Origin of the sequence: Vibrio sp. Isolate25, assembly GCF_022398025.1 — a bacterium.
Taxonomy (GTDB): domain Bacteria; phylum Pseudomonadota; class Gammaproteobacteria; order Enterobacterales; family Vibrionaceae; genus Vibrio; species Vibrio coralliilyticus_A.
Genome location: NZ_JAKEUT010000001.1, coordinates 989689 through 1010153 on the forward strand (window position 1 = coordinate 989689; position 20465 = coordinate 1010153).

At 45.1% G+C, this 20465-nt stretch carries 21 protein-coding genes; 12 read left to right on the plus strand and 9 right to left on the minus strand.

The features are described 5' to 3' along the window. Positions 1-133: 133 nt before the first annotated feature. The 5 genes from L1D15_RS04335 to L1D15_RS04355 all read left to right on the plus strand — a co-directional run bounded on the left by L1D15_RS04335 (position 134) and on the right by L1D15_RS04355 (position 4170). Positions 134-1570, plus strand: coding sequence for a glyceraldehyde-3-phosphate dehydrogenase (locus tag L1D15_RS04335; RefSeq protein ID WP_239864330.1), 1437 nt, complete (start codon positions 134-136; stop codon positions 1568-1570). A gap of 174 nt (positions 1571-1744) precedes the next feature. After that, on the plus strand, positions 1745-1957 hold the full coding sequence (locus L1D15_RS04340) for a hypothetical protein (RefSeq protein ID WP_239874784.1): 213 nt from the start codon (positions 1745-1747) through the stop codon (positions 1955-1957). 22 nt (positions 1958-1979) lie between these two features. Next, entirely contained in the window at positions 1980-3149 is a 1170-nt protein-coding gene (locus tag L1D15_RS04345) for an alpha/beta fold hydrolase (RefSeq protein WP_239875115.1), read from the plus strand. Positions 3150-3295: 146 nt separating this feature from the next. Next, positions 3296-3781, plus strand: coding sequence for an acyl-CoA thioesterase (locus L1D15_RS04350; RefSeq protein WP_239836142.1), 486 nt, complete (start codon positions 3296-3298; stop codon positions 3779-3781). A gap of 143 nt (positions 3782-3924) precedes the next feature. Beyond that, positions 3925-4170 (plus strand): hypothetical protein, encoded by a 246-nt coding sequence (locus L1D15_RS04355; RefSeq protein ID WP_239864333.1) that lies wholly within the window; start codon positions 3925-3927, stop codon positions 4168-4170. 15 nt (positions 4171-4185) lie between these two features. On the opposite strand, the gene L1D15_RS04360 is transcribed toward L1D15_RS04355, so the two are convergent. The 5 genes from L1D15_RS04360 to malE form a co-directional block, all read right to left on the minus strand. Beyond that, positions 4186-5838 (minus strand): ABC transporter substrate-binding protein, encoded by a 1653-nt coding sequence (locus L1D15_RS04360; protein WP_239874785.1) that lies wholly within the window; start codon positions 5836-5838, stop codon positions 4186-4188. Positions 5839-5913: 75 nt separating this feature from the next. Further along, complete coding sequence (locus L1D15_RS04365; RefSeq protein WP_239874786.1) at positions 5914-6504, minus strand: outer membrane beta-barrel protein; 591 nt, start codon at positions 6502-6504, stop codon at positions 5914-5916. 531 nt (positions 6505-7035) lie between these two features. Beyond that, complete coding sequence (gene malG / locus L1D15_RS04370; protein WP_239836138.1) at positions 7036-7926, minus strand: maltose ABC transporter permease MalG; 891 nt, start codon at positions 7924-7926, stop codon at positions 7036-7038. A gap of 11 nt (positions 7927-7937) precedes the next feature. Beyond that, complete coding sequence (gene malF / locus L1D15_RS04375) at positions 7938-9509, minus strand: maltose ABC transporter permease MalF (RefSeq protein WP_239874787.1); 1572 nt, start codon at positions 9507-9509, stop codon at positions 7938-7940. Between the two features lie 72 nt (positions 9510-9581). Beyond that, a complete protein-coding gene (malE, locus tag L1D15_RS04380) occupies positions 9582-10763 on the minus strand; it encodes a maltose/maltodextrin ABC transporter substrate-binding protein MalE (protein WP_239836136.1) in 1182 nt (393 codons plus the stop codon). Between the two features lie 679 nt (positions 10764-11442). Between malE and malK the strand changes: the two genes are divergently transcribed. Further along, entirely contained in the window at positions 11443-12564 is a 1122-nt protein-coding gene (gene malK / locus L1D15_RS04385; RefSeq protein ID WP_239836135.1) for a maltose/maltodextrin ABC transporter ATP-binding protein MalK, read from the plus strand. 63 nt (positions 12565-12627) lie between these two features. On the opposite strand, the gene L1D15_RS04390 is transcribed toward malK, so the two are convergent. The 4 genes from L1D15_RS04390 to hutW all read right to left on the minus strand — a co-directional run bounded on the left by L1D15_RS04390 (position 12628) and on the right by hutW (position 15738). Continuing rightward, positions 12628-13161 carry an ATP:cob(I)alamin adenosyltransferase gene (locus tag L1D15_RS04390; protein ID WP_239874788.1) on the minus strand — a complete coding sequence of 178 codons (534 nt, stop codon included), beginning with the start codon at positions 13159-13161 and terminating at the stop codon, positions 12628-12630. Between the two features lie 77 nt (positions 13162-13238). Continuing rightward, positions 13239-13769, minus strand: a complete 531-nt coding sequence (hutZ, locus tag L1D15_RS04395; RefSeq protein WP_239874789.1) for a heme utilization protein HutZ — start codon at positions 13767-13769, stop codon at positions 13239-13241. A gap of 80 nt (positions 13770-13849) precedes the next feature. Further along, positions 13850-14353 carry a heme utilization cystosolic carrier protein HutX gene (hutX, locus tag L1D15_RS04400; RefSeq protein WP_239874790.1) on the minus strand — a complete coding sequence of 168 codons (504 nt, stop codon included), beginning with the start codon at positions 14351-14353 and terminating at the stop codon, positions 13850-13852. Positions 14354-14364: 11 nt separating this feature from the next. Continuing rightward, complete coding sequence (gene hutW / locus L1D15_RS04405; RefSeq protein ID WP_239874791.1) at positions 14365-15738, minus strand: heme anaerobic degradation radical SAM methyltransferase ChuW/HutW; 1374 nt, start codon at positions 15736-15738, stop codon at positions 14365-14367. Positions 15739-15907: 169 nt separating this feature from the next. Here hutW and L1D15_RS04410 point away from each other — a divergent pair, with 169 nt between their 5' ends. Genes L1D15_RS04410 through L1D15_RS04435 form a run of 6 tightly spaced genes read left to right on the plus strand, consistent with a single transcriptional unit; the run spans position 15908 to position 20463 of the window. Next, positions 15908-16666, plus strand: a complete 759-nt coding sequence (locus tag L1D15_RS04410) for an energy transducer TonB (RefSeq protein ID WP_239874792.1) — start codon at positions 15908-15910, stop codon at positions 16664-16666. 2 nt (positions 16667-16668) lie between these two features. Next, a complete protein-coding gene (locus tag L1D15_RS04415; protein WP_239874793.1) occupies positions 16669-17358 on the plus strand; it encodes a MotA/TolQ/ExbB proton channel family protein in 690 nt (229 codons plus the stop codon). Further along, a complete protein-coding gene (locus L1D15_RS04420; protein WP_239864341.1) occupies positions 17355-17771 on the plus strand; it encodes a biopolymer transporter ExbD in 417 nt (138 codons plus the stop codon). Before L1D15_RS04415 ends, L1D15_RS04420 begins: the two co-directional genes overlap by 4 nt. Before the next feature lie 8 nt (positions 17772-17779). Next, a complete protein-coding gene (locus tag L1D15_RS04425) occupies positions 17780-18634 on the plus strand; it encodes a hemin ABC transporter substrate-binding protein (RefSeq protein WP_239874794.1) in 855 nt (284 codons plus the stop codon). A 9-nt stretch (positions 18635-18643) separates the two neighbouring features. Continuing rightward, positions 18644-19681, plus strand: coding sequence for an iron ABC transporter permease (locus tag L1D15_RS04430; RefSeq protein WP_239874795.1), 1038 nt, complete (start codon positions 18644-18646; stop codon positions 19679-19681). Then, positions 19681-20463: a heme ABC transporter ATP-binding protein gene (locus L1D15_RS04435; RefSeq protein ID WP_239874796.1), complete on the plus strand. Its 783-nt coding sequence runs from the start codon at positions 19681-19683 to the stop codon at positions 20461-20463. The genes L1D15_RS04430 and L1D15_RS04435 overlap by 1 nt, the downstream gene beginning before the upstream one ends. Positions 20464-20465 lie beyond the last annotated feature (2 nt).

A 20465-nucleotide genomic window follows, 5' to 3' on the forward strand; every position in this document is an offset into this window, starting at 1 on the left:
CAGAATAAGATATTAAGCATTACAATCCTGCCGCATAAAAATTACATAATTAAAACACTTTATTATCTCTACTCGCTCCCCCTACACAGTGAAGTAGAGTCAGTCCTCAAAACGTGAAAGGTCCAAACAAACAATGAGTCCAGAGAAACACCTTCTTGACTGGCAAACTAGCCAAACGATTGCGGAAACTATCTCTCCCCTACTAGGTCAACTTTATCGCGAAAAAGGCGTAGAAGTTCTACTGTTCGGTAAAACTCTGGTTAATGCAGCGACCATTGATATCATAAAGACTCACCGTCTTGCTCGCCGCTACACTGGAACACCTCTTTCAGCGGAACAAACATTACCACTCATCAAAGCGCTGTCTGAAATGGAGCTATCGCCATGCCGTATTGATGTAGGCCAATTGGCGCACCAATTCTGGAAAGGTCGCGATGACGATCACGGTGTGAAAGACTTCCTGCATTCTTCTCTCATGGGCGCAATGAATGGTGAAACGGTCACTGAACCTCGTGATGTCGTACTTTACGGTTTTGGCCGAATTGGCCGCTTGCTCACTCGCTTATTAGTCGAGAAAAGTGGCCCAGGCTACCCACTGCGCCTTCGGGCTGTTGTAGTACGTGGTGGTAAAAAAGGTGACCTAGAAAAACGTGCTAGCTTACTTCGTCGTGACTCAGTACACGGCCAGTTCAATGGAAGCATAATCGTAGATGAAGAACGTAAGGCTATCATTGCAAACGGTAATTACATTCAGTTTATCTACGCTAATAAACCTGAAGAAGTGGATTACACTAGCTACGGTATTAACAACGCGCTTGTTGTCGATAATACCGGTGTATGGCGTGATGCTGAAGGGCTGAGCCAGCACTTAGAATGTAGCGGTGCCGAAAAAGTCCTCCTAACCGCTCCGGGCAAAGGCGATATCAAGAACGTTGTATTTGGTGTCAATGACAATGTGATTGATGCAGAAGACACCATTATTTCTGCGGCAAGTTGTACAACTAATGCCATAACGCCAATTCTGAAAGCAATGAACGACAAGTATGGCGTTGTTTCTGGTCATATTGAGACCGTGCATTCGTTTACTAATGACCAAAATCTGATCGATAACTTCCACTCTGGTGAACGCCGTGGTCGTAGCGCTTCCCTCAACATGGTTCTCACTGAAACGGGTGCAGCGAAAGCAGTTGCAAAAGCGCTTCCTGAACTTGCTGGTAAGCTTACAGGTAACGCAATCCGAGTTCCTACTCCAAATGTCTCAATGGCGATTGCTAACCTCAACCTAGAAAAAGGGACAGACAAAGATGAGCTAAACGCTTACTTACGTGAAATGGCGTTGGCGTCTGAACTATCGGCACAAATTGACTATACAGAGTCAACAGAAGTGGTTTCTACGGACCTAGTCGGTTCACGTTTTGCTGGTGTAGTCGATGGGGCCGCAACCATCGCTCAAGATAACCGCTGTGTTCTATACATTTGGTATGACAACGAATTCGGCTACAGCTGCCAAGTCGTCCATTGTATGGAACAAATGATGGGTGTTCGTTACAAAACTTACCCGTCAAAGTAACCAAATATCGCCCCTGAAAACGCTCAGGGGTAAACCTCCACAACACAACTATAAAGATACACCCCCGTACTTGCCGTTTTCATTCGAAAGCGGCTTTTTTGTTGATACAGGTTTTATTCATCTTTGATTCATTTCCTTTCGCTTAATATTCGTATTAAAAGAGAGGTATGAGTTATGAATAGAATGATTTCGAGCGCACTTGCGCTGTTTATTGGATTCTTTACCATTGTTTTTGGCCTGATCCTCGCGATTCCCCTAACAATCGTGGCTCTGATTACCGGCAAAAAAATTGAGAAAGCGATAAAGAAAAACGCTACTGCGTATCAACAACCATCAAAAGGCTCTGTGTTGGAGGGAGAGTATGAAGACGTGTCAAAATCAAAGTAAAAGAGAAAAACTTGAATACATGATGCGTAAAAAAACAGCTTTGGTCTTTTATTTTGCAGCCGCTGTGACGGCAGGTCTAGTTGGCTGCAGTACTCCTTCTAAAGACCCCGCCTATGACAAAGCTGACACACTACCAAACTATCAACAAAGTAGTTTTGAAAGCTACCTAGAAGAGACCAAAGCTTGGTTAGCGGACAACCGTTTGTTCATGACCGATGACCAACAACAGGAGTTGGACCAAGTCCTGCCGCATGAATATATTCCAAATCAGCCAAACGGGCAGGGAGTACTCTTAGTTCATGGTTTGGGTGACTCTCCCTACTCTTTCATTGATGTCGCCACCCACCTCGCAGAACAAGGCTATTTGGTAAGAACGGTCCTACTTCCTGGCCATGCTAGCAAAGTGGGCGATCTGCAGTTATCCACCCTTGCTGATTGGCAAGGCGTTGTAAAATACCATATCGAACAGCTTAAGAAAGACACGGATTCTATTTGGGTTGGGGGCTACTCGACCGGTGCTAATTTAGTCACGTCTGAAGCGTTGAGCGACAAAAGCATCAATGGTGTGCTTCTTTTCTCTCCAGCATTTGAACCGGGCTCTTCCGCTGTCAAATTTGCTGAGTTAGCAAGCTACTTCATTACCTGGGCAGATCAGGATCCTGAAGATAACCCCCTACGTTACAATTCTTTGCCGATGAACGCCGCAGCGATCTACTATCAGACTTCTTCCGATGTCAGAAAAAAACTCGCGTCAGCAAACTATGACAAGCCCGTATTCATGCTTATGAGTGAGGGGGATAGTGTTATCAATACTCAGTATTCTATCGATATGTTCTCGCACCGAATGACAAACCCTAACAATCGTTTAGTTTGGCAAGGGGAACACGATCTGAATGACCCTCGTTCGACACGTTTTAGTATGATATTGCCAGAACAGCGAATTTCAAATGGCTCTCATATGGGGTTACTCTTCTCTCCGGATAATCCCAACTACGGAGTCAATGGCGCTCATCTTATCTGCTCCAATGGTCAAGAGGATACAGATGCAGCAAAATGCGCTGAGGGTGAAGAAGTATGGTTCTCCGCATGGGGCTATACCGAACCCGGTAAGATTCACGCTCGTTTAACGTACAACCCCTATTTTGAGCAAAGCATGAAAATCATGGACTCGGTCATGACGCCACGTACCTGATCCTATCTGCTTCTTCCGCCTCTGTTCTGGCTGCTTCTGTTTCTGGGGCTAAAGCCATTTTTCGACTAAGCTGGAATTATTGATTGCAGTTTATTGAAGTGTTTGTTAATAGTTTTAACAAACACATAAAAACGAAGGATTGACAGATGAGTAATGGCCAACGCGATATAACACTACGCTTTCTAGCTGAGCCCGGAGATGTCAATTTTGGTGGCAAAGTCCATGGTGGCGCTGTCATGAAATGGATTGACTTAGCAGCGTATGCCAATGCTGCTGCATGGAGTGGCCAATACTGTATCACAGCTTACGCTGGTGGCATCCGATTTGTAGCGCCGATACACGTTGGCAACCTCGTTGAGGTAAGTGCAAAAGTGATATACACGGGAAAAACGTCCATGCACATTGCCATTGACGTTCAAGCCAGTGACCCGAAAGAGCTAAAAAACCGCCTAACAACGCATTGTATTGTCATTATGGTTGCGGTAGATGGAGAAGGTAAGCCTTCTCCAGTCCCTGAATGGATTCCAGAAACCAAAGAAGATATTGAGTTAAGAGACTCAGCGATTCGTTTGATGAACATGCGTAAACAAATAGGCGAAGAAATGGAAGCACATGTAAAGTATTTGAAATAGTCACTCTGTCCTGCAAAGAGGCTGAAAAGCCTCTTTTTTCAACTTTATTAGTCAGTTTTGAGCAAACGCAACCTCTCTGTCATTTTTCCTTCATCTTAATTTGATTAAATCCGCAATCGATTAGTTAGAAGGAAGGACACGGTTTGAACCTTAGCCACACCACACTCAGCGAAACCACACTGGCCAACCCCAAAGCCGTAGAGTACCAATGGGTTCGTACGATGTATGTGGAGGGCTATGCCGATGATGAGATTAATCATTACATTCAGACCTGTTTTGGCGGTGATGATACCTTCGCCGATCTATTTCGTAAGGTTGCTCTTTCTCAGGAAAGTATTTACGTTCTGCTCCAGTATTTAGGCTGCGCGCCTTCTAATCGCGAATTTTAACCCAAACGACACTGACTATTTAGAAATCCAGAGTTTGTAAAAATCGCTATACCCTGTTGGCCTAATTTGCACACCACGAACTTGCTGCACTTTCGTTACTTCCTCTTTCCCACAAAAAAGCGCTACACAACGTTTACTCTCATATAGCTCTTGCTCTATTTTCTGTAACTCGACAAGAGGCACGTGTGCACTCACTGCTTGACGAATTCTCTGTTGATGAGTTTCCATGTCCCGTTCATTTAATGCAAAACGTAGTCCCGTCGAGATAGATAGCCATTCAAACAGACCGTATTCAAGAGGCGCCTCGACTATCTCTTCAATCAACATCAGATCAGCATGTGCAGTGGCTGCCTCAGGGTGACTAATGTCTTCGACAATATGAACGTCAAGTTCTAGCCCCGTTGAACGGATCAGTCTATGTAACCATTTTGCATTACGAATTAAACTAGGAATGGTCCAAATAGGCTCTGCAATCACCACTCGACCTTTAAGTTTTGGAGGTTCAACCGGCAACATATTTTCCGATAATTGTTGGAGGTCTACCCCCTCAACAGCGTTATCTTCATCATAATCGTATTTACTTTGGGCAATGTAGTTAGCTAACGCATCCCAAGTAGCTGGGCTTATCTCACTGTCGGCGCGCTCATGATAGGTGAGATAAGAGAAGGCATTGATTGATTCTACTTCAACTTCGCCCACTTCCTGATTAAAGCTAAGCGCATTTTCAATGATCTCTGTGTTGTGAGACAGCGTCACCTTTTCTATCAAAGCCCGTGCAGCGTAATAATCATTGTGAGCTTTGAGAGAAAGGCTTTCTTCATTCCATCTATCAACCTTATACGGACCGGTTCCGACATGACAGGTATAACCATTACCGAAACATAGTTGATCTCGACAAATAATAGACGCGTAGGGCATTGCCAAAGCGTAAATAAATAATTTATTGGGAAAGTTCAGTGTAATCTCGACTTTATCGGAGGCAGTAATATCTATTGTTTCAATACCACTCACCAGATCTCGAACCGGGCCAGAGTAATCACGTAGGCGCTCCAAGCTCCAAACCACATCCTCTATTGCAAGCAACTCACCATCATGTCGGTAAATCAATGGTCTAAGCCACAAACTGATCACATTGTCATTCTGTTCCCAATGATGGGCTAACCCAGGCATTAGGCTGCCGTCTTGGTCTTGCCTTATCAAAACATCGTAAACACTCTTTATGACTTGCAACTCTGAGGCGCGATAAGTTTGGGCTGGGTCAATGGTATTGACCCAAGGATAGGAGGAAATAAATACTGAGTTAACTTGCTCGTTTCTCTCGTTAAACTCTTCAGCAGCGACACTGAGTGCTCGAATCGCAACTAATCCATAACTTTCAAGCAATTTCGTAATGACTTTAGACTGCGCTTGTTCGAGTTCATAAAGAAAAACAATGGAGAGAACTTGTTGGAGAGATTTTTTTACCTTAAGTTTACTGCTCTTGCCACGCCCTACTGCAGGCTGCCAATACACCCAGCCAATATTCGCTAACTTACCCATTACGGTTGAAACATTGCGTCTTGAGGTACAAAGCACAGTCTCAAGTTCACCAAGACCAACTGAGTAAACCTGATTAAGCTGGTACTTTTTAAGTAGCAACTCAAGGTATCTTATATTCACATCGTTCACGAATACTCCAGAATTCATCGCCCCTGTTTAAGAAGACATAAGGAGCTCTAAAAATAGAGCTCCTTCGTTTCATGGCTAGAAGTGATAACTTAAACCTAGTGACAGAGTGGTAATATCTGACTCTACACTCAAGGTTTCGTTACCAATTTTAACTACCTCAAGCTCAGGCCTAATGTAATCAAGCTCAGCACTCAGCTTGATATTTTTAGAGATTGCAAACTCAGCGCCTGCACCATACATTCCTGTGATAGCCTCATCAGAAACTGTAGCATAGCTCGTTTTGAACTCAGCACCAAAGTAAGCGATCCCCCCTTTCACAAATAGATTGAATCGATCACCAATTGGCAGAATACCTTTAGCTTGTGTTGCCAAAAACGTCATATCACCAATAGACACATAAGAGCCATCGATAGCATCATAGCCACCAAGTGAGCCTTCTATCGCGAAATAATCATTGAACTGATAACCAACAAATAGCTTGGCTGCCGTGCTGTCATCATCTTCCAAATCTAACTTGTATGAGCCGTTTCCAAATAGAGTGGTGTTGTAAGAAGAGTAAGTGTCTTTAAACTTAGCTTGACCTACTGCCACACCAAGATAAGGGTTTGCGTTTGCAACCGAACATATTCCCGCAAGTGCGATCACTAAAATTGATTTTTTTAACATTGTATCTACTGCCTATCTTATTGAACTTTCAGATTGACACTTCCCTATGTAGCCAATGTTTTCCCTACCATTGGGTTTCGAAACAGAACTGATAATAGAGCTTTGCTTATCAATAAAACACGCAGAATATTTTCGTAAATTTTCTACTTTTTTATTCACTACTCAAAATAAAGGTCACTTTTTATTTCATTTCTGTATGTAATTAAGCAGAGAATGGGCCCCGTTTTCCCTTTAAGAACCAGTGGCACGCCACTGACATACTATTTCTGTAAGTAACTACATTTCATTGAAATTAAACGATAAGTAAGACTGTTGCCGAATGAATACGTAGTGAAAAGATATAAAAAAACCCGAGTAAACTCGGGTCTTGGTTACAAAAACTGTTAGTAGTGAAATAGTAAGGAATCTAAGCTAACAGCCAGCTATGCGTAACGCCAGTTTTGCTCCCTTCTTAACTGATCGGCGGCCAAACCAAAAGTGTTAAGTCGAGAAACAAAATGGGCGACCTCGCAGTCGCCCTTATCGTTCTTATTAGCCTTTCACACCACCGGCGGTTAATCCTCCGACCAGCCAGCGCTGCGCAAGTAAGAATACGACAGTAATTGGTAGTGCAGATAATACTGCTGCTGCTGCGAAATCTCCCCACAAATAGTTCTGAGGGTACAGATACTGCTGCATACCAACCGCTAATGTGTATGAGTCTACATCAGAAAGTAGCAAAGATGCCACTGGAACTTCACCCACTACCATAATGAATGACAAAATAAACACTACTGCAAGAATCGGCACCGACAAGGGTAATAGTACCAATCGGAACGCTTGCCATGGGGTTGCACCATCCAATGCTGCCGCTTCTTCTAGAGAGTTATCAATGGTTTCGAAGTAACCTTTTATCGTCCATACGTGCAGTGCGATACCACCTAAGTAAGAGAAAATTAAGCCGCCGTGCGTATTGAGTCCTAAGAATGGAATATACTGACCTAGCTTGTCGAATAGAGCATAAATCGCTACTAGGGCTAGTACGGCTGGGAACATCTGAAAAATCATCATCGCTTTAAGGATGGTGTTTTTACCCTTGAACTTCATACGTGCAAACGCATAAGCAGAAGTTGTCGAAAGCGACACGATAAGAATCGAGCTGATGCCAGCCACTTTAACTGAGTTCCATAACCATGTCAGAACCGGGAATGGAGGCGGGGTCACCGAACCATCCGCATTCGTCACAGAGAAACCTAATGCTAACTTCCAGTGCTCCAGCGATGGATTCTCAGGAATAATACTGCCGGTTGCGAAGTTACCTTCACGGAAGGAAATCGCGATGATCATCAACAATGGGAAGATGATCAGTGCTAGAAACGCCCACATTGCAATATGAGTAGCCCAAACACGGTATTTTAATGACTTGCCTTGTACCATTGCCATTATATTTCTCCTTAATCCTGAGCCACTTTTGTTACACGTAGGTTCAATAGCGCTAGTGCGCCAACCAAAAAGAAGATAAGCGTTGCGATTGCACTCGCTAAACCAAAGTCCTGACCGCCTGCACCTTCAAATGCGATGCGGTAAGTGTAGTTAACCAATAGATCGGTATAGCCAGCAGGCTCCGACGTACCAATCATGTTCGGCCCGCCTTGAGTCAGAAGCTGAATCAATACAAAGTTATTGAAGTTAAACGCAAAGCTAGCAATAAGTAGTGGCGTCAATGGTTTAATCATCAGTGGTAGCGTGATGCGACGGAAGTTGTCGATAAAGTTCGCACCATCGATAGCAGACGCCTCATAAAGGTCATCAGGAATCGCTTTCAAGAGACCCATACAAAGAATCATCATGTAAGGGAAGCCTAACCAAGTGTTCACGATGATGATCATCAGTTTTGCCAAGAACGGGTCAGAGAACCACGTTGGGCTGATGCCAAACATCGCCTCCAAAACCATGTTCACTTCACCAAAGCTTTGGTTAAACAAACCTTTGAAAATAAGAATAGAGATAAAGGCAGGAACAGCATAAGGCAGAATCAGCAGTACTCGATAAATTGCTCGCCCTTTCAGCTCTTCCCATTGAACTACGCTTGCCAGAACCAAACCAATCAGAACCGTTAGAGCAACACTGACCGCTGAAAACACAATCGTCCAGATGAAGATGCTAATGAAAGGCTCTTTAATGCCATCGTCTTTCCAGACGCGCTCAAAATTATCAGTACCAATCGTTACAATAAAACCTGGTGAGACAGTTGAGCCTACAAATTGACCATTTTCATCAACGGGTTGGTAAAAGCCAACTTCATTGTTAGGACGTAGGTTCTCTTGCGTTTCATTGTTGTAGAGCGTTTCTCCATCTTCCTGCAACGTGTAGAGCGGGACAACTGCCGCAAACTTGCGCAGACCGCTCATGCGGATGTCTTCGCCTGACGGCATGTGTAGGTCTACAGCGCCAAGAACAGATTTGTTCTTGATGATGGCTTTAATTTTCTCTTTTTCACCCTCTACCTGCTCAACAGGAGATAACGACAGATCACCCGATAAAGTAGCGAGGTTAAATTCTTCCGTTGCCAGCAGTTGGTCGCCTTTCTTCACAGAGATGCGGTGGCCATTCTCGGTCTTGATCAGAGAAAATGGGTAGCTATCACCACTTTGATAAGTACGATCAAGCAAAACAGACTGAGCACGTTCAAAAGAAAGCTGATTTTTCGCACTGTAGTTCGTGAAAGCAAGACCAACCGTATACGCCAATGGGAACAGAATGAATAAGATCATGCCTGCGATACCTGGATAGATATAGCGATGCGCGTAAGTCTTTTTACTACCAAAAATATAAAGAGCGAGTGCGGTTACGATAAGGGTAAGAAGTGCGAACGCAATCTCACCGCGTGAATACATTAGAATCGTCGCGTAGCCATTAAGAATACCGACTGAGCCAAGAAGCGCCCACTTTATGAATACATTTTTACTTGAAGGCAAGCTCGTTGTTGGTGATGTCATAGCATCTGTACCTTGAACTGACTGCATAAAAGAACCTGCTAGCGATAATAAAACAAAGAAATGAAGGAGGGGTTACCCCCTCCTTAAAAAGGTCGACAATTATTTTGTCATTTGTTTTTCTGCGTCAGCCAGTGCTGCATCTACAGACTGACGACCATCAACGATGTTGATGATAGCGTTCTTAGCACTGCCCCAGAACGCGTTCATTTGTGGGATGTTTGGCATGATTTCGCCATTCATCGCGTTGTCCATTGTCGCTGCAATACGCTTGTCTGCGTCTAGCTCACGCTGGAAAGAGTTTAGAGCAACAGCACCAAGCGGCTTGTCATTGTTCACTTTACGCAGACCATCGTTTGTCAGCAGGTAGTTTTCAATGAATTCAACCGCTAGGTCTTTGTTTGGCGACGCAGTGCTGATACCTGCAGTCAAAACACCAACGAATGGTTTAGAAGATTGGCCATTAAATTTAGGCAGAGTGGTTACACCGTAGTTGATACCAGATTTCTCGATGTTGCCCCAAGCCCATGGGCCGTTGATGGTCATCGCTGTTTTGCCTTGGTTGAACGAAGATTCAGAAACAGAGTAATCCATATCAGAAGAGATCACACCCTTGTCTACCAGACCTTTTACGAAACTCATAGCATCTTTTACGCCATCGTTCGCGATACCCGCATCTTTGATGTCGTAACCTTCAGCACCGTATTTGAACGCGTAACCACCGTCAGCCGCCATTAGTGGCCATGTGAAGTACGGTTCTTTCAGGTTCCACATGATGGCAGACTTGCCTTCTTTCTTCAGCTTGGTGTCGAGTGCTTCAACTTCTTCCCAGCTCTTAGGTGGGTTTGGCACTAGGTCTTTGTTGTAGATAAGGGACAGAGATTCAACCGCGACTGGGTAACCGATGATTTTGCCATTGTATTTAACCGCATCCCATGCAAAGTCTACGATACCTTCTTTGATTTCTTTAGACGGTTTGATTTCACTTAGAAGACCTGCTTCAGCGTAACCACCAAAACGGTCGTGAGCCCAGAACACAATATCAGGACCATCACCGGTCGCTGCAGTTTGAGGGAACTTATCTTGAAGTGCATCAGGGTGAGCAACGGTGACTTTGATACCCGTATCTTCTTCAAACTGTTTACCTACTTCAGCAAGTCCGTTGTAACCTTTATCGCCGTTGATCCAGATAGTTAATTGACCTTCTTCGATAGCAGCATTTGCACCAAATGAGCCAAGAGCAACTAGAGTACCTAGTGCCACTGTGCTTAGGGCGTTTTTCATGTTCATATCCTTTTTATATTTGTGTTGTAGGGCTCCACCGTTCAGAGGTTTCACCGTATTTCGACATACATTTTTAGCTAAACTGTCAATTAGCTCATCCTCCTACTCCCTACGCCCTCGGTATTATGGACTATTTTCGTGATCATCATCCGTCGGCTAGGCGACCAGAATCACAAAATTGACCCTTAACGTGACCAAGTTCACCATCAAACCCCATATTTCTTTGAACTCGATCTAATTCCGTGCAATCAGCCCTACTCTCCCTACTCCCTGCCTACTACCCCTTTAAAAAAGTTCATCGGGAGGATGTAGCAACAGTGCAATAAAGCCAAACTACAGTCATCCAAGAGTGGATGGTAAGAACCCTTTCCAGTACGTTTTGAATTGCTTGGCAATCGAACGAAAAGCTGGTTTGCAATGCCGCAAGGTTCGCTGTAATGAAGTAAATGTTCGTAGTAATTCTGGTGTCATTACCAGTTTGGATTCAACGGGGGAGACAGTTACTTTCATACGGGGGAAGCGAACTTTCATTTGGCTTTGACGGGTGATGCGATTGAATCCATCACCCTTATTTTCTTACACTTCGATTCACCTTACCGAATTCCTACACTTACTGCTCGCGCGATAATTCATATAATGATGGGCAGTAAAACAAAAATATTGATCGAGGACGAGCTAGATGGCGAGTGTCACGTTAAAAAATGTATGTAAAGCTTATGGCGACGTTTTAATTTCAAAGAACGTTGATCTGGACATTCAAGAAGGCGAGTTTGTCGTCTTCGTTGGTCCGTCAGGCTGTGGTAAATCAACTCTGCTACGTTGTATTGCTGGTTTAGAAGACATTACTTCTGGTGATCTTTACATTGGTGAAGAACGCATGAACGAAGTGGAACCTTCTCAGCGCGGTGTAGGTATGGTCTTCCAATCTTACGCGCTATACCCACACTTAAATCTCTATGACAACATGTCATTTGGTCTCAAGTTAGCAAAAGCCGATAAAGGTGAAATCGATAAACGCGTTGAACACGCAGCTGATATTCTCCAACTTAGTCACTTGCTGGATCGCCAACCCAAAGCCCTATCTGGTGGTCAACGTCAGCGTGTGGCGATTGGTCGTACTCTGGTTTCTCAACCTAATGTTTTCCTTCTTGATGAACCTCTATCAAACCTAGACGCAGCGTTACGTGTTCAGATGCGTTCTGAGATCACTAAGCTTCAGCGTAAACTAGGTTGTACCATGATTTACGTGACTCACGATCAGGTAGAAGCCATGACCATGGCAGATAAGATCGTGGTATTGGACGCAGGCTATGTTGCTCAGGTAGGTAAACCACTTGAGCTATACCATTACCCTCAAAACCGCTTTGTGGCTGGTTTCATCGGCTCACCTAAGATGAACTTTATGAGTGTCTTCATTGAAGCTGTAGAAGACGACCGCGTCATGGTACAGCTAGCAAATGGCACAACTTTCTGGATTCCGGTTGATGGACGTACTGTAACCCGTGGCGAGCGTATGTCGCTGGGTGTGCGCCCAGAGCACTTGCTTCCTGCCGATCAAGGTGACGCTGCTATTGAAGGTGAAATCAACATCGTAGAGAAGTTGGGTAACGAAACGCAGGTATACATGCACATTGACGCGGCTGACGCGGATATGATCTACCGCCAGCCAGACACGCTAGCGGTCGAAGCCGGCGACAAACTGATGGTAGGTATTCCAGCGCACCGCTGTCACTTATTCCACAGTGACGGTAAAGCTTGTCGCCGCCTATACAAAGAAGCAGGCGTCGATTTCGAAGAGTAATCGACAATCGATTAAAACAGCGCCCGGCTCAATGCCGGGCGTTTTCATTGCCGTTAACTGATGCTATTTTGGCATTGGATAGCTTTTACTGACAAACTCAGTTTCAACGACCTGGTGAATCTGGTTAGTATAAGAAGCCAGTGTATACATGACGTTCGCTAACAAATTAGCATATCGAAACAAAATTGGATCCGGTGATTTTTTACCTGCATGCTCAACGGCCACGAGTGCACGTACAACTTTCTTTGCTTGCGTGCGGCACAGATGCAATTCAGCCGAAATAGGATGCCCTCCGGGCAGTACAAAGCCTTTAAAGCCTCCATCTAGCTTTTCACGCAGCGTATTATAATCGCTATAGAGCTCTTGCAGGTTTTCCTCAAAGATTGCCAGTTTCCCTCGTACCGAACCATTCAAATGATAAACATAAGGCTGGATTCGTTGCAGCACATCCCGACTATAATCATCCAGAGCCATCGTCAGAACAAGACCGATCCGTGTACATAACTCATCCGCTGCTATCTCAAAGTCACACACAGGACTATCTTCATAAATAAAGGGATAACAAATTTCCCCATGCTCCTTGCTTACAGGTTTCACGCTTTTCCCTTTCAGATACAACAAAGGGAGCCAGTATAGCTCCCTTATCAGACAGTTTTCGACCTTAATTGAGCAACTTAAGCGCTTTCTACCTGCTTATGCCCTTCTTCAAGGTGGACAAAATCAACCAGATCATCACCCGATACCTGATAAGCCTGACCAAAGCCTTTTACAAACAGACCTTTCTCAGCTTTCAGGTTGAATAGAACAAAGTCTTGCAGTTGGCTAAGACCATCAATGATTTCACCGAAGCGTTCTTTCATCTGACCCACAATTTGTTGCCATTGTTCAGACTCACGATCAACGACACTTGCTACTGCATCAAATGTCAGACGCTTACGCGCAAACAGCTGCTTTGACGTATCTTCGTCTTCGATCATCATGATGGAAACATTTGGGTTAACCTGAAGGTTACGAGCGTGACGCGCAATTTCCGAGATCAGGATGAAATAACCTTCCTGGTTTTGAACAAATGGCGCATAACTCACATTCGGTTGACCATCAGCATCAACGGTGGCTAGTTGAAGCGTGCGACGCTCTTGGCGAAACTCTTTGATTTCCGGACCAAGACGACCTTGAAGACGCTCTTGTTTTACTTGTGGATCCATTTTGAACTCCTGACTTTTCAATACTTTTTATTTCTAATAATCTTGGCTTCCGGCATAACCTGTCATGCCGGAGCTCCTATTTATTTACGTAGCTCTTGCTGCCACTGCTTGAATGTTTCTACCTGTTCAGCGATCAGCTCACGCTTTTCGTTGCGTCCTAGATAGACTTTAAAAATGTTATTACCTTGTTCACAAAAAAAGCCAAAGTAGTGACTCTCACGTCCCATGAACGGTTTGCTAACTAACGCAATATTTTTCACGTTGTCTAACTTAAGGTGACCATGAAGCTCGCCTTCTTTACCCATCAGGTTGTAGTAGCCTCTAGCAGCTTTGCCTTTCGGAAATGGAGCCTTCACTTCAAAGATTGAACCGAACGAATGAACAATGGTTGTCACTGGGCCAAAACCGACCAAGTTTTCCAAGACAGACTGAGCCTGCTCTCCCGGAGTCAAAGCAATCATCTCTTCTGGTAGAGCTGCTACTGCTTCGAATTCAGACACCTCTAAACGCTCTGCAATTGCAGCAGGTAGAAGTGTCGGTTCTTGCTCTATCAGTTGAGCGACTTGTTGTTTTAGTGCTTCCATAATAATTCCACTTAGAGTGCCACTTTGTGTGACGCGGTTACTTCACAATGTGCTTTTTGCAATACTTGAATGCAGGCTTGTGCCAGACTGACTGCCCAGAAGCTGCCAGCTAAAGTCAACACTAGATAATCCCCTTCAATACGGGCTAAGCCTTTGTTCTGCCATACTTCAAACAGCGGCATAAAGAACTCAAACGTATCTTCACCTGCTAATAAAGGTAGTTGATGACGGCTAACGACACCTTTGTCGAAACCAGACTTAATCGCAGCAAACAAAGGCTCCAGCGCATGTTGCTTGGTCATCATCGCGACGACTGAACCACCAGACTTCATCGCGTTCATGTAAGTGTCTAATGTGCGGTGATTCATCATTCCATAACCACCGATGTTGCCACCAGCGCCACAACCGATAGGTAATACTTCAGCGTATGTTTTTGCTAGGCTGTTGTACTGACTGCGCTCTCGATTGTCTCTTGCCCAGTGATTAACACTTAGCTGACGCATATGATGTTTGTCCATAAACGCGACGCCAAGTTCATACATTGATGCTTTATCTGGTGTCGTTGCTGGGGGTGATATCTTGCCTTTTTCAACCAAATTCAGCATCGGCGCGGTTCCACCGACCACAAGCTGATAGAGATCTAACCCGTGAGCGCCTGTCGACATGAAATCATTCAAGTCCTGCTCAAATACATCTAGCGTCTGATACGGAAGACCGTATAGAAGGTCAAGAATGATTGGCGCCTCTTCGGTGGCGGCGAGCTGCGCGACACGCTCCAGTACAACTTCACGATCGTCCAGACGTTTTGCACTACGGCGGACTTTGGTATCGAAACTCTGAATACCAAAGGAGAAACGGTTAAAACCGCCTTCCAGAGCCCTTTCAAACATTTCGTCGCTGAATCGATTGATTCGCCCTTCTAAGGTGATCTCACAATCTGTAGCAAGCGGGAAGTAATGACGTATGGCTTTACCCAAACGCTCAACCTGCTCCGCCGAGAGATCGGTCGGTGTTCCACCACCAATATAAACCGCATGAAAAACACCGGTCTGTGTCCAAGGCAAAGCGCTCTTCAGTTTGATTTCATTAATCAGTGCTTCGAAGTAGTCATCAACCAGTTTTCGGCTCGCAGCATTTTGGAAGAAATTGCAGAAAGTACATCGGACCCGGCAGAAAGGAATATGAATGTATAGGCAACGCTTTTTGTTACGTTGACCTTGTTGTTCATACAAGGTGTTGAGAAGTGGCACTTTTTGCTCAGGCATGATGGGAGATGCCATACCGCCCGCATGAGCAGAATACTTTTTGGGGAACGCAAATCGCAACGGATCAGGCGTATCCTCTCCCAAAACAGATTCATCAAATTTATCAATATCTAACATCACATAACATCTCTTAACGCTTATTCCACAAGGGCTCGCGCTAAATCTTTCAAAACTGCCAACGATCATAAAATGGCACAAATGATAATGCAATTGATAATTGATCTTATTTCGATTGTAAGTAATAATCTCATTCCATGTTGTAAAAAATGATTCATTCGTGAGGCTGGTAGTGAACCTAAAAAGATATGCGATAGCAGGAGGCGTTTCCCTTGCTCTTCATACCGCAATTCTCTTTGTCGCTGATGAGCCAAAGCTTCATGCGATGCCTGCTGGTGCGCAATCTTCCACGGTCTCTATCAATTTCAAAGCCGTACCCACTCCACAACCACCAGCTGAACCGGAACCTGTCGCTGAACAACCCGTAGAAGCACCTGAACCTCCTAAAGCAGTTGAACCGGCGAAAGTCGAACCGCCAGTAAAAAAGCCGATGGTAAAAGAGAAGCCGGTAGTAAAGAAAGAGACACCTAAACAACAGAAAAAGGTGGTTGAGAAAAAGACTGACCACCCCTTTAAGAAAACAACGCAGAAGAAACCACAAGAACAGTCTGTTGCTAAAAAACCTGCAGAGAAGCCAGAAAAGAAAAAAGAGGTTGTGGAACAAACGAAACCTCAACCTGCTGAAGTAAACCAAGGCGTTAGCCAAGAACCGGTACTGGTAAACAGACCTAGCTTCTTATCGAAACCGACTCGACCTGTCTATCCAAGACTCGCACAGAAAAGAAAAATTGAAGGCGTAGCTATGTATGAAGTCTGGCTGGATGAGAACGGTGATCAGGTCAGACAAATCTTAATTTCTTCTTCCGGAGCAACCATCTTGGATAACTCTGCTCTGAAAGCCATCAAAAAGTGGAAATTTTCCCCGCACATCGTTAACGGACAAAAAATGGCCCACCGCGTCAGATTACCCGTTCGCTTTAAATTGGATTAACAATGGAACAACTACATCAATTACAAGAACAGCTTGGCCTGATGACATGGCCACTGATCATTTGTTCAACATTAACTGTAATGATCATCACCGAACGTTTATTTCAAGTCATGATCAGTCTGGGAGTGGGTAAGCGCGCTATCCGTAACGAGCTCAACCAAATCTCCCCTTCAGACAAACAGCAACTAGAAGCACTGGCTGAGAAACTCTCTCCGCGCCGCCCGCTGCTATATAAGGGTGTGGCTATGCTACTAGCTCACCATTCGTTTTCCAAAGTTTTGCGTGAAGATGCTGCGGGTATGTGGCTTCAAGAAAAGCGTCATCAACTTAATTCTGGCCTTCGCTTGCTGACTCTCATCGGTGTGATCAGCCCTCTTATCGGTCTCTTGGGGACCGTACTTGGCCTTATTGAAATGTTCAAAGGTGTTGCCACATCAACGGGCAGTATTACACCCAACGATCTTGCAGATGGCCTTGGTTTAGCGATGCGCACAACCGCTGCCGGTCTGCTGATCGCACTCCCTGCCATTGCTGGTGCTCAATTGCTTGGCCTATGGGCCGATAAAGTCATGGCAAAACTAGAACACACACTCAACTACGTTAACTTGTGGTTGGAAGGCATCAGTCTCCAACACGTTTCGCCTCAAGTATCAGCGAAAGCCCCAATACCATTAGCCGAGGCGTCATCATGATTAAAGTATCACAAGAGAAGAGTCACTTCGGTCTAACGCCTGATCTTACTCCTCTACTGGATATTATTTTTATTGTCATGGTGTTCCTGATGCTCACCGCCGCCGTCAAGCTCGATTCGCTGGAAGTCGATCTTCCAACAACTGACTCGCAAGCAGTCGCGGAAGTGGATACTAAATCTATTACCGTCAACCTTCTTGCAAATGAGCCTTACTGGGCAATCAATGGCAAAGAATATATTGATTGGGAAAACTTCAAACTTGCTCTTCTGGAGGAGCATAAATCAAACCATCATCCGATAGTGATTGGTGCAGAAAAAACCGCCGACGTGCAGTACCTCGTCAAGCTACTCGCCTTCTTACAAGAAAACGGTATTCAGGCGACACAACTGCTTACGGAAGAATTAAAACAATAGAGTCTATTATGCTTAAGAAAACATTGATCAAAGGAATTGCCGCCCTATCCCTTTCTACGGTTGCTGCAACAGCGATAGCAAATGAACGTATCATCAGTGCGGGTAGCGCGGTGACCGAACTTATCCTCGCCTTAGAGCAGCAAAACCAGCTGGTTGCCGTCGATGTCACCAGCGAACTGCCGCAAAACTTAACCCTCCCGAAGATCGGTTACCATCGTAATTTATCCTCTGAAGGCTTGATGGCACTTAACCCAACACGATTGATTGGTTCCGATGAAATGGGGCCAGAAACGAGCCTGAGTCAACTCAAAACTGCTGGTGTTGAGGTCAATATCGTCAATACCTTACCTACTCCTGAAGGCTTGCTGGAACGTATTGATGAAATCGCAGCGCTAACCGATAGCCAGAAAAATGCTGAAGTGCTCAAAGCGGAAGTAAACCAACAGATTTCGAGCCTTGAGAAAAACAAAGCGAAAACCAAAGAAGCCCCAAAAGTCCTGTTTCTGCTGATTCATGAAGGACGCCCTGCCAACGTTGCTGGCGCTAACACAACACCTAACGCAATCATTGAGTTAGCGGGAGGCATCAATCCCGCAGCAAGTAAGCTGGATTCATACAAGCCATTATCCACCGAAGCTATGCTCGAGATGCAACCTGATGTCATTCTGGTAAGCGGCCGTAGTTATGAAAAAATGGGAGGAGCCGATGCCATTTTAGCCAAAATGCCACTGCTGGCCGCAACGCCTGCGGGTCAGTCAAAAAACATCATCACAGTGGATGGACACGCTCTTGTCGGTGGCTTGGGCCTAAAAAGTCTCTCTGAAGCTGAACGTTTGAGCTTACTGCTGACTACCATGGAATAAATTTCGCTCATGTCGTTACGTCGTATCCCTTTATCTGCTGCTCTAATACTGTTTAGCTCCGTTTTAGCGCTGACCGCGTTAGCATCAGTGACCGTAGGTCCAATGAACATCAGTTTTATGGACAGCTTTTATAGTCTCGTTATCCGCTCAAATGAGCTAGCACCTCACATCAATATGGTTATCCATGAGATCCGCTTTCCTCGCACTATCTTATCTATGCTGGTTGGTGCCATCTTAGCGATGTGTGGCACCGTTATGCAAGGCTTGTTTCGCAACCCACTGGCCGAACCCGGTATTATTGGTGTTTCTGCCGGTGCCTCTTTGGGTGCTGCTTTTGCGATGGTGATGTTTGCAACATTCAGCATCGACTACCCACAGTTGATGAATTTCGCCGCCGTGCCTTTATTCGCCTTTTTCGGTGGGGCATTGACAACCGTGATGGTCTATAAACTCGGTACTAATAAAATGGGGACGTCAGTCACCATCATGCTACTGGCAGGTGTCGCGTTCAGTGCTTTATCTGTCGCAGGCATCGGTTTTATGAATTTCATCGCCAATGACCAAATGCTTCGTGATTTATCATTATGGCAAATGGGCTCCCTAGCTGGTGCCAACTGGACCAGTATTACCCTATGTGCTGTGACCTTACTCCTTCTAATGATTATTTTTATGCGTAAGGCTATGCCTCTCAACGCATTGTTGCTCGGAGAAGCCGAAGCAAACCATCTTGGGATTCCCGTTCAAAAACTTAAGCGCCAGCTCATCCTCCTAACCGCAGTTGGTGTTGGTGTGACTGTTAGTGTGTCAGGCATGATAGGCTTCATTGGTTTGATTATTCCTCATTTGGGGAGAATGCTGTCTGGACCTGATCATCGTAGCCTGCTGCCGATGTCAGCATTGATGGGTGCTCTGCTCCTCACCATTGCTGACATGTTCTCTCGAGTCGCTTTCGCTCCAGCAGAGCTCCCTGTAGGTATCGTCACTGCTATTATTGGCGCGCCATTCTTTATCTATTTGCTGTTCAAACAAAAAGGGAAGATTCTGTAATGGGTAACGTTGTACTATCCGGAAAGAACATCTCAATGGACTTTGGCGAGCGCAAGGTTCTGGACAAGATCGACATCGAAATAAAGTCAGGGGAAGTGACCGCCCTACTTGGGCCTAACGGCGCAGGCAAGAGCACATTACTTAAATTGCTATGTGGTGAAATCCCATCCAACAATAACATTCAGTACTTTGGTAAGCATCGAAAAGAGTGGCAAGCAGGCACACTGGCCAAGCATCTTGGAATGCTGCCTCAACACAGCACTTTGAACTTCCCATTTTTGGCGCATGAAGTTGTTGAGCTTGGTGCGATTCCACTTAACTTGCCCAACAAACAGACTCAAACGTTAGCAAAACAATACATGGAGAGGACGGATGTTGCGCACCTTGCCGAGCGCCTCTACCCTTCTCTATCTGGTGGTGAAAAACAGCGTCTGCATCTTGCACGCGTGCTAGTTCAATTGTCTCACTCAGGTGATAATAAGATTTTGATGCTCGATGAGCCGACATCCGCACTCGATCTTGCGCATCAACACAATACGTTGAAGATTGCCCGCCAACTTGCAGACGAGCAAAACACCGCCGTAGTTGTGGTCTTGCATGACCTCAATTTGGCTGCTCAATATTCTGGTCGCCTTGTTGTACTGCATGATGGAAGGCTGGTGTGTGACGCCACACCTTGGGAAGCTCTGACATCTGAAATGATTGAATCCGTCTACGGCTATAAGTCTTTGGTAGACAAACATCCATCTCTGGATTTCCCCATGGTTTACCCAGCGGCATAGCC

Coding starts and splice junctions, on each gene's coding strand:
- L1D15_RS04335 (WP_239864330.1), top strand. CDS start 134: ATGAGTCCAGAGAAACACCTTCTTGACTGGCAAACTAGCCAAACGATT.
- L1D15_RS04340 (WP_239874784.1), top strand. CDS start 1,745: ATGAATAGAATGATTTCGAGCGCACTTGCGCTGTTTATTGGATTCTTT.
- L1D15_RS04345 (WP_239875115.1), top strand. CDS start 1,980: ATGCGTAAAAAAACAGCTTTGGTCTTTTATTTTGCAGCCGCTGTGACG.
- L1D15_RS04350 (WP_239836142.1), top strand. CDS start 3,296: ATGAGTAATGGCCAACGCGATATAACACTACGCTTTCTAGCTGAGCCC.
- L1D15_RS04365 (WP_239874786.1), bottom strand. CDS start 6,504: ATGTTAAAAAAATCAATTTTAGTGATCGCACTTGCGGGAATATGTTCG.
- malG (WP_239836138.1), bottom strand. CDS start 7,926: ATGGCAATGGTACAAGGCAAGTCATTAAAATACCGTGTTTGGGCTACT.
- malF (WP_239874787.1), bottom strand. CDS start 9,509: ATGCAGTCAGTTCAAGGTACAGATGCTATGACATCACCAACAACGAGC.
- malE (WP_239836136.1), bottom strand. CDS start 10,763: ATGAAAAACGCCCTAAGCACAGTGGCACTAGGTACTCTAGTTGCTCTT.
- malK (WP_239836135.1), top strand. CDS start 11,443: ATGGCGAGTGTCACGTTAAAAAATGTATGTAAAGCTTATGGCGACGTT.
- hutZ (WP_239874789.1), bottom strand. CDS start 13,769: ATGGATCCACAAGTAAAACAAGAGCGTCTTCAAGGTCGTCTTGGTCCG.
- hutX (WP_239874790.1), bottom strand. CDS start 14,353: ATGGAAGCACTAAAACAACAAGTCGCTCAACTGATAGAGCAAGAACCG.
- L1D15_RS04415 (WP_239874793.1), top strand. CDS start 16,669: ATGGAACAACTACATCAATTACAAGAACAGCTTGGCCTGATGACATGG.
- L1D15_RS04420 (WP_239864341.1), top strand. CDS start 17,355: ATGATTAAAGTATCACAAGAGAAGAGTCACTTCGGTCTAACGCCTGAT.
- L1D15_RS04425 (WP_239874794.1), top strand. CDS start 17,780: ATGCTTAAGAAAACATTGATCAAAGGAATTGCCGCCCTATCCCTTTCT.
- L1D15_RS04430 (WP_239874795.1), top strand. CDS start 18,644: ATGTCGTTACGTCGTATCCCTTTATCTGCTGCTCTAATACTGTTTAGC.
- L1D15_RS04435 (WP_239874796.1), top strand. CDS start 19,681: ATGGGTAACGTTGTACTATCCGGAAAGAACATCTCAATGGACTTTGGC.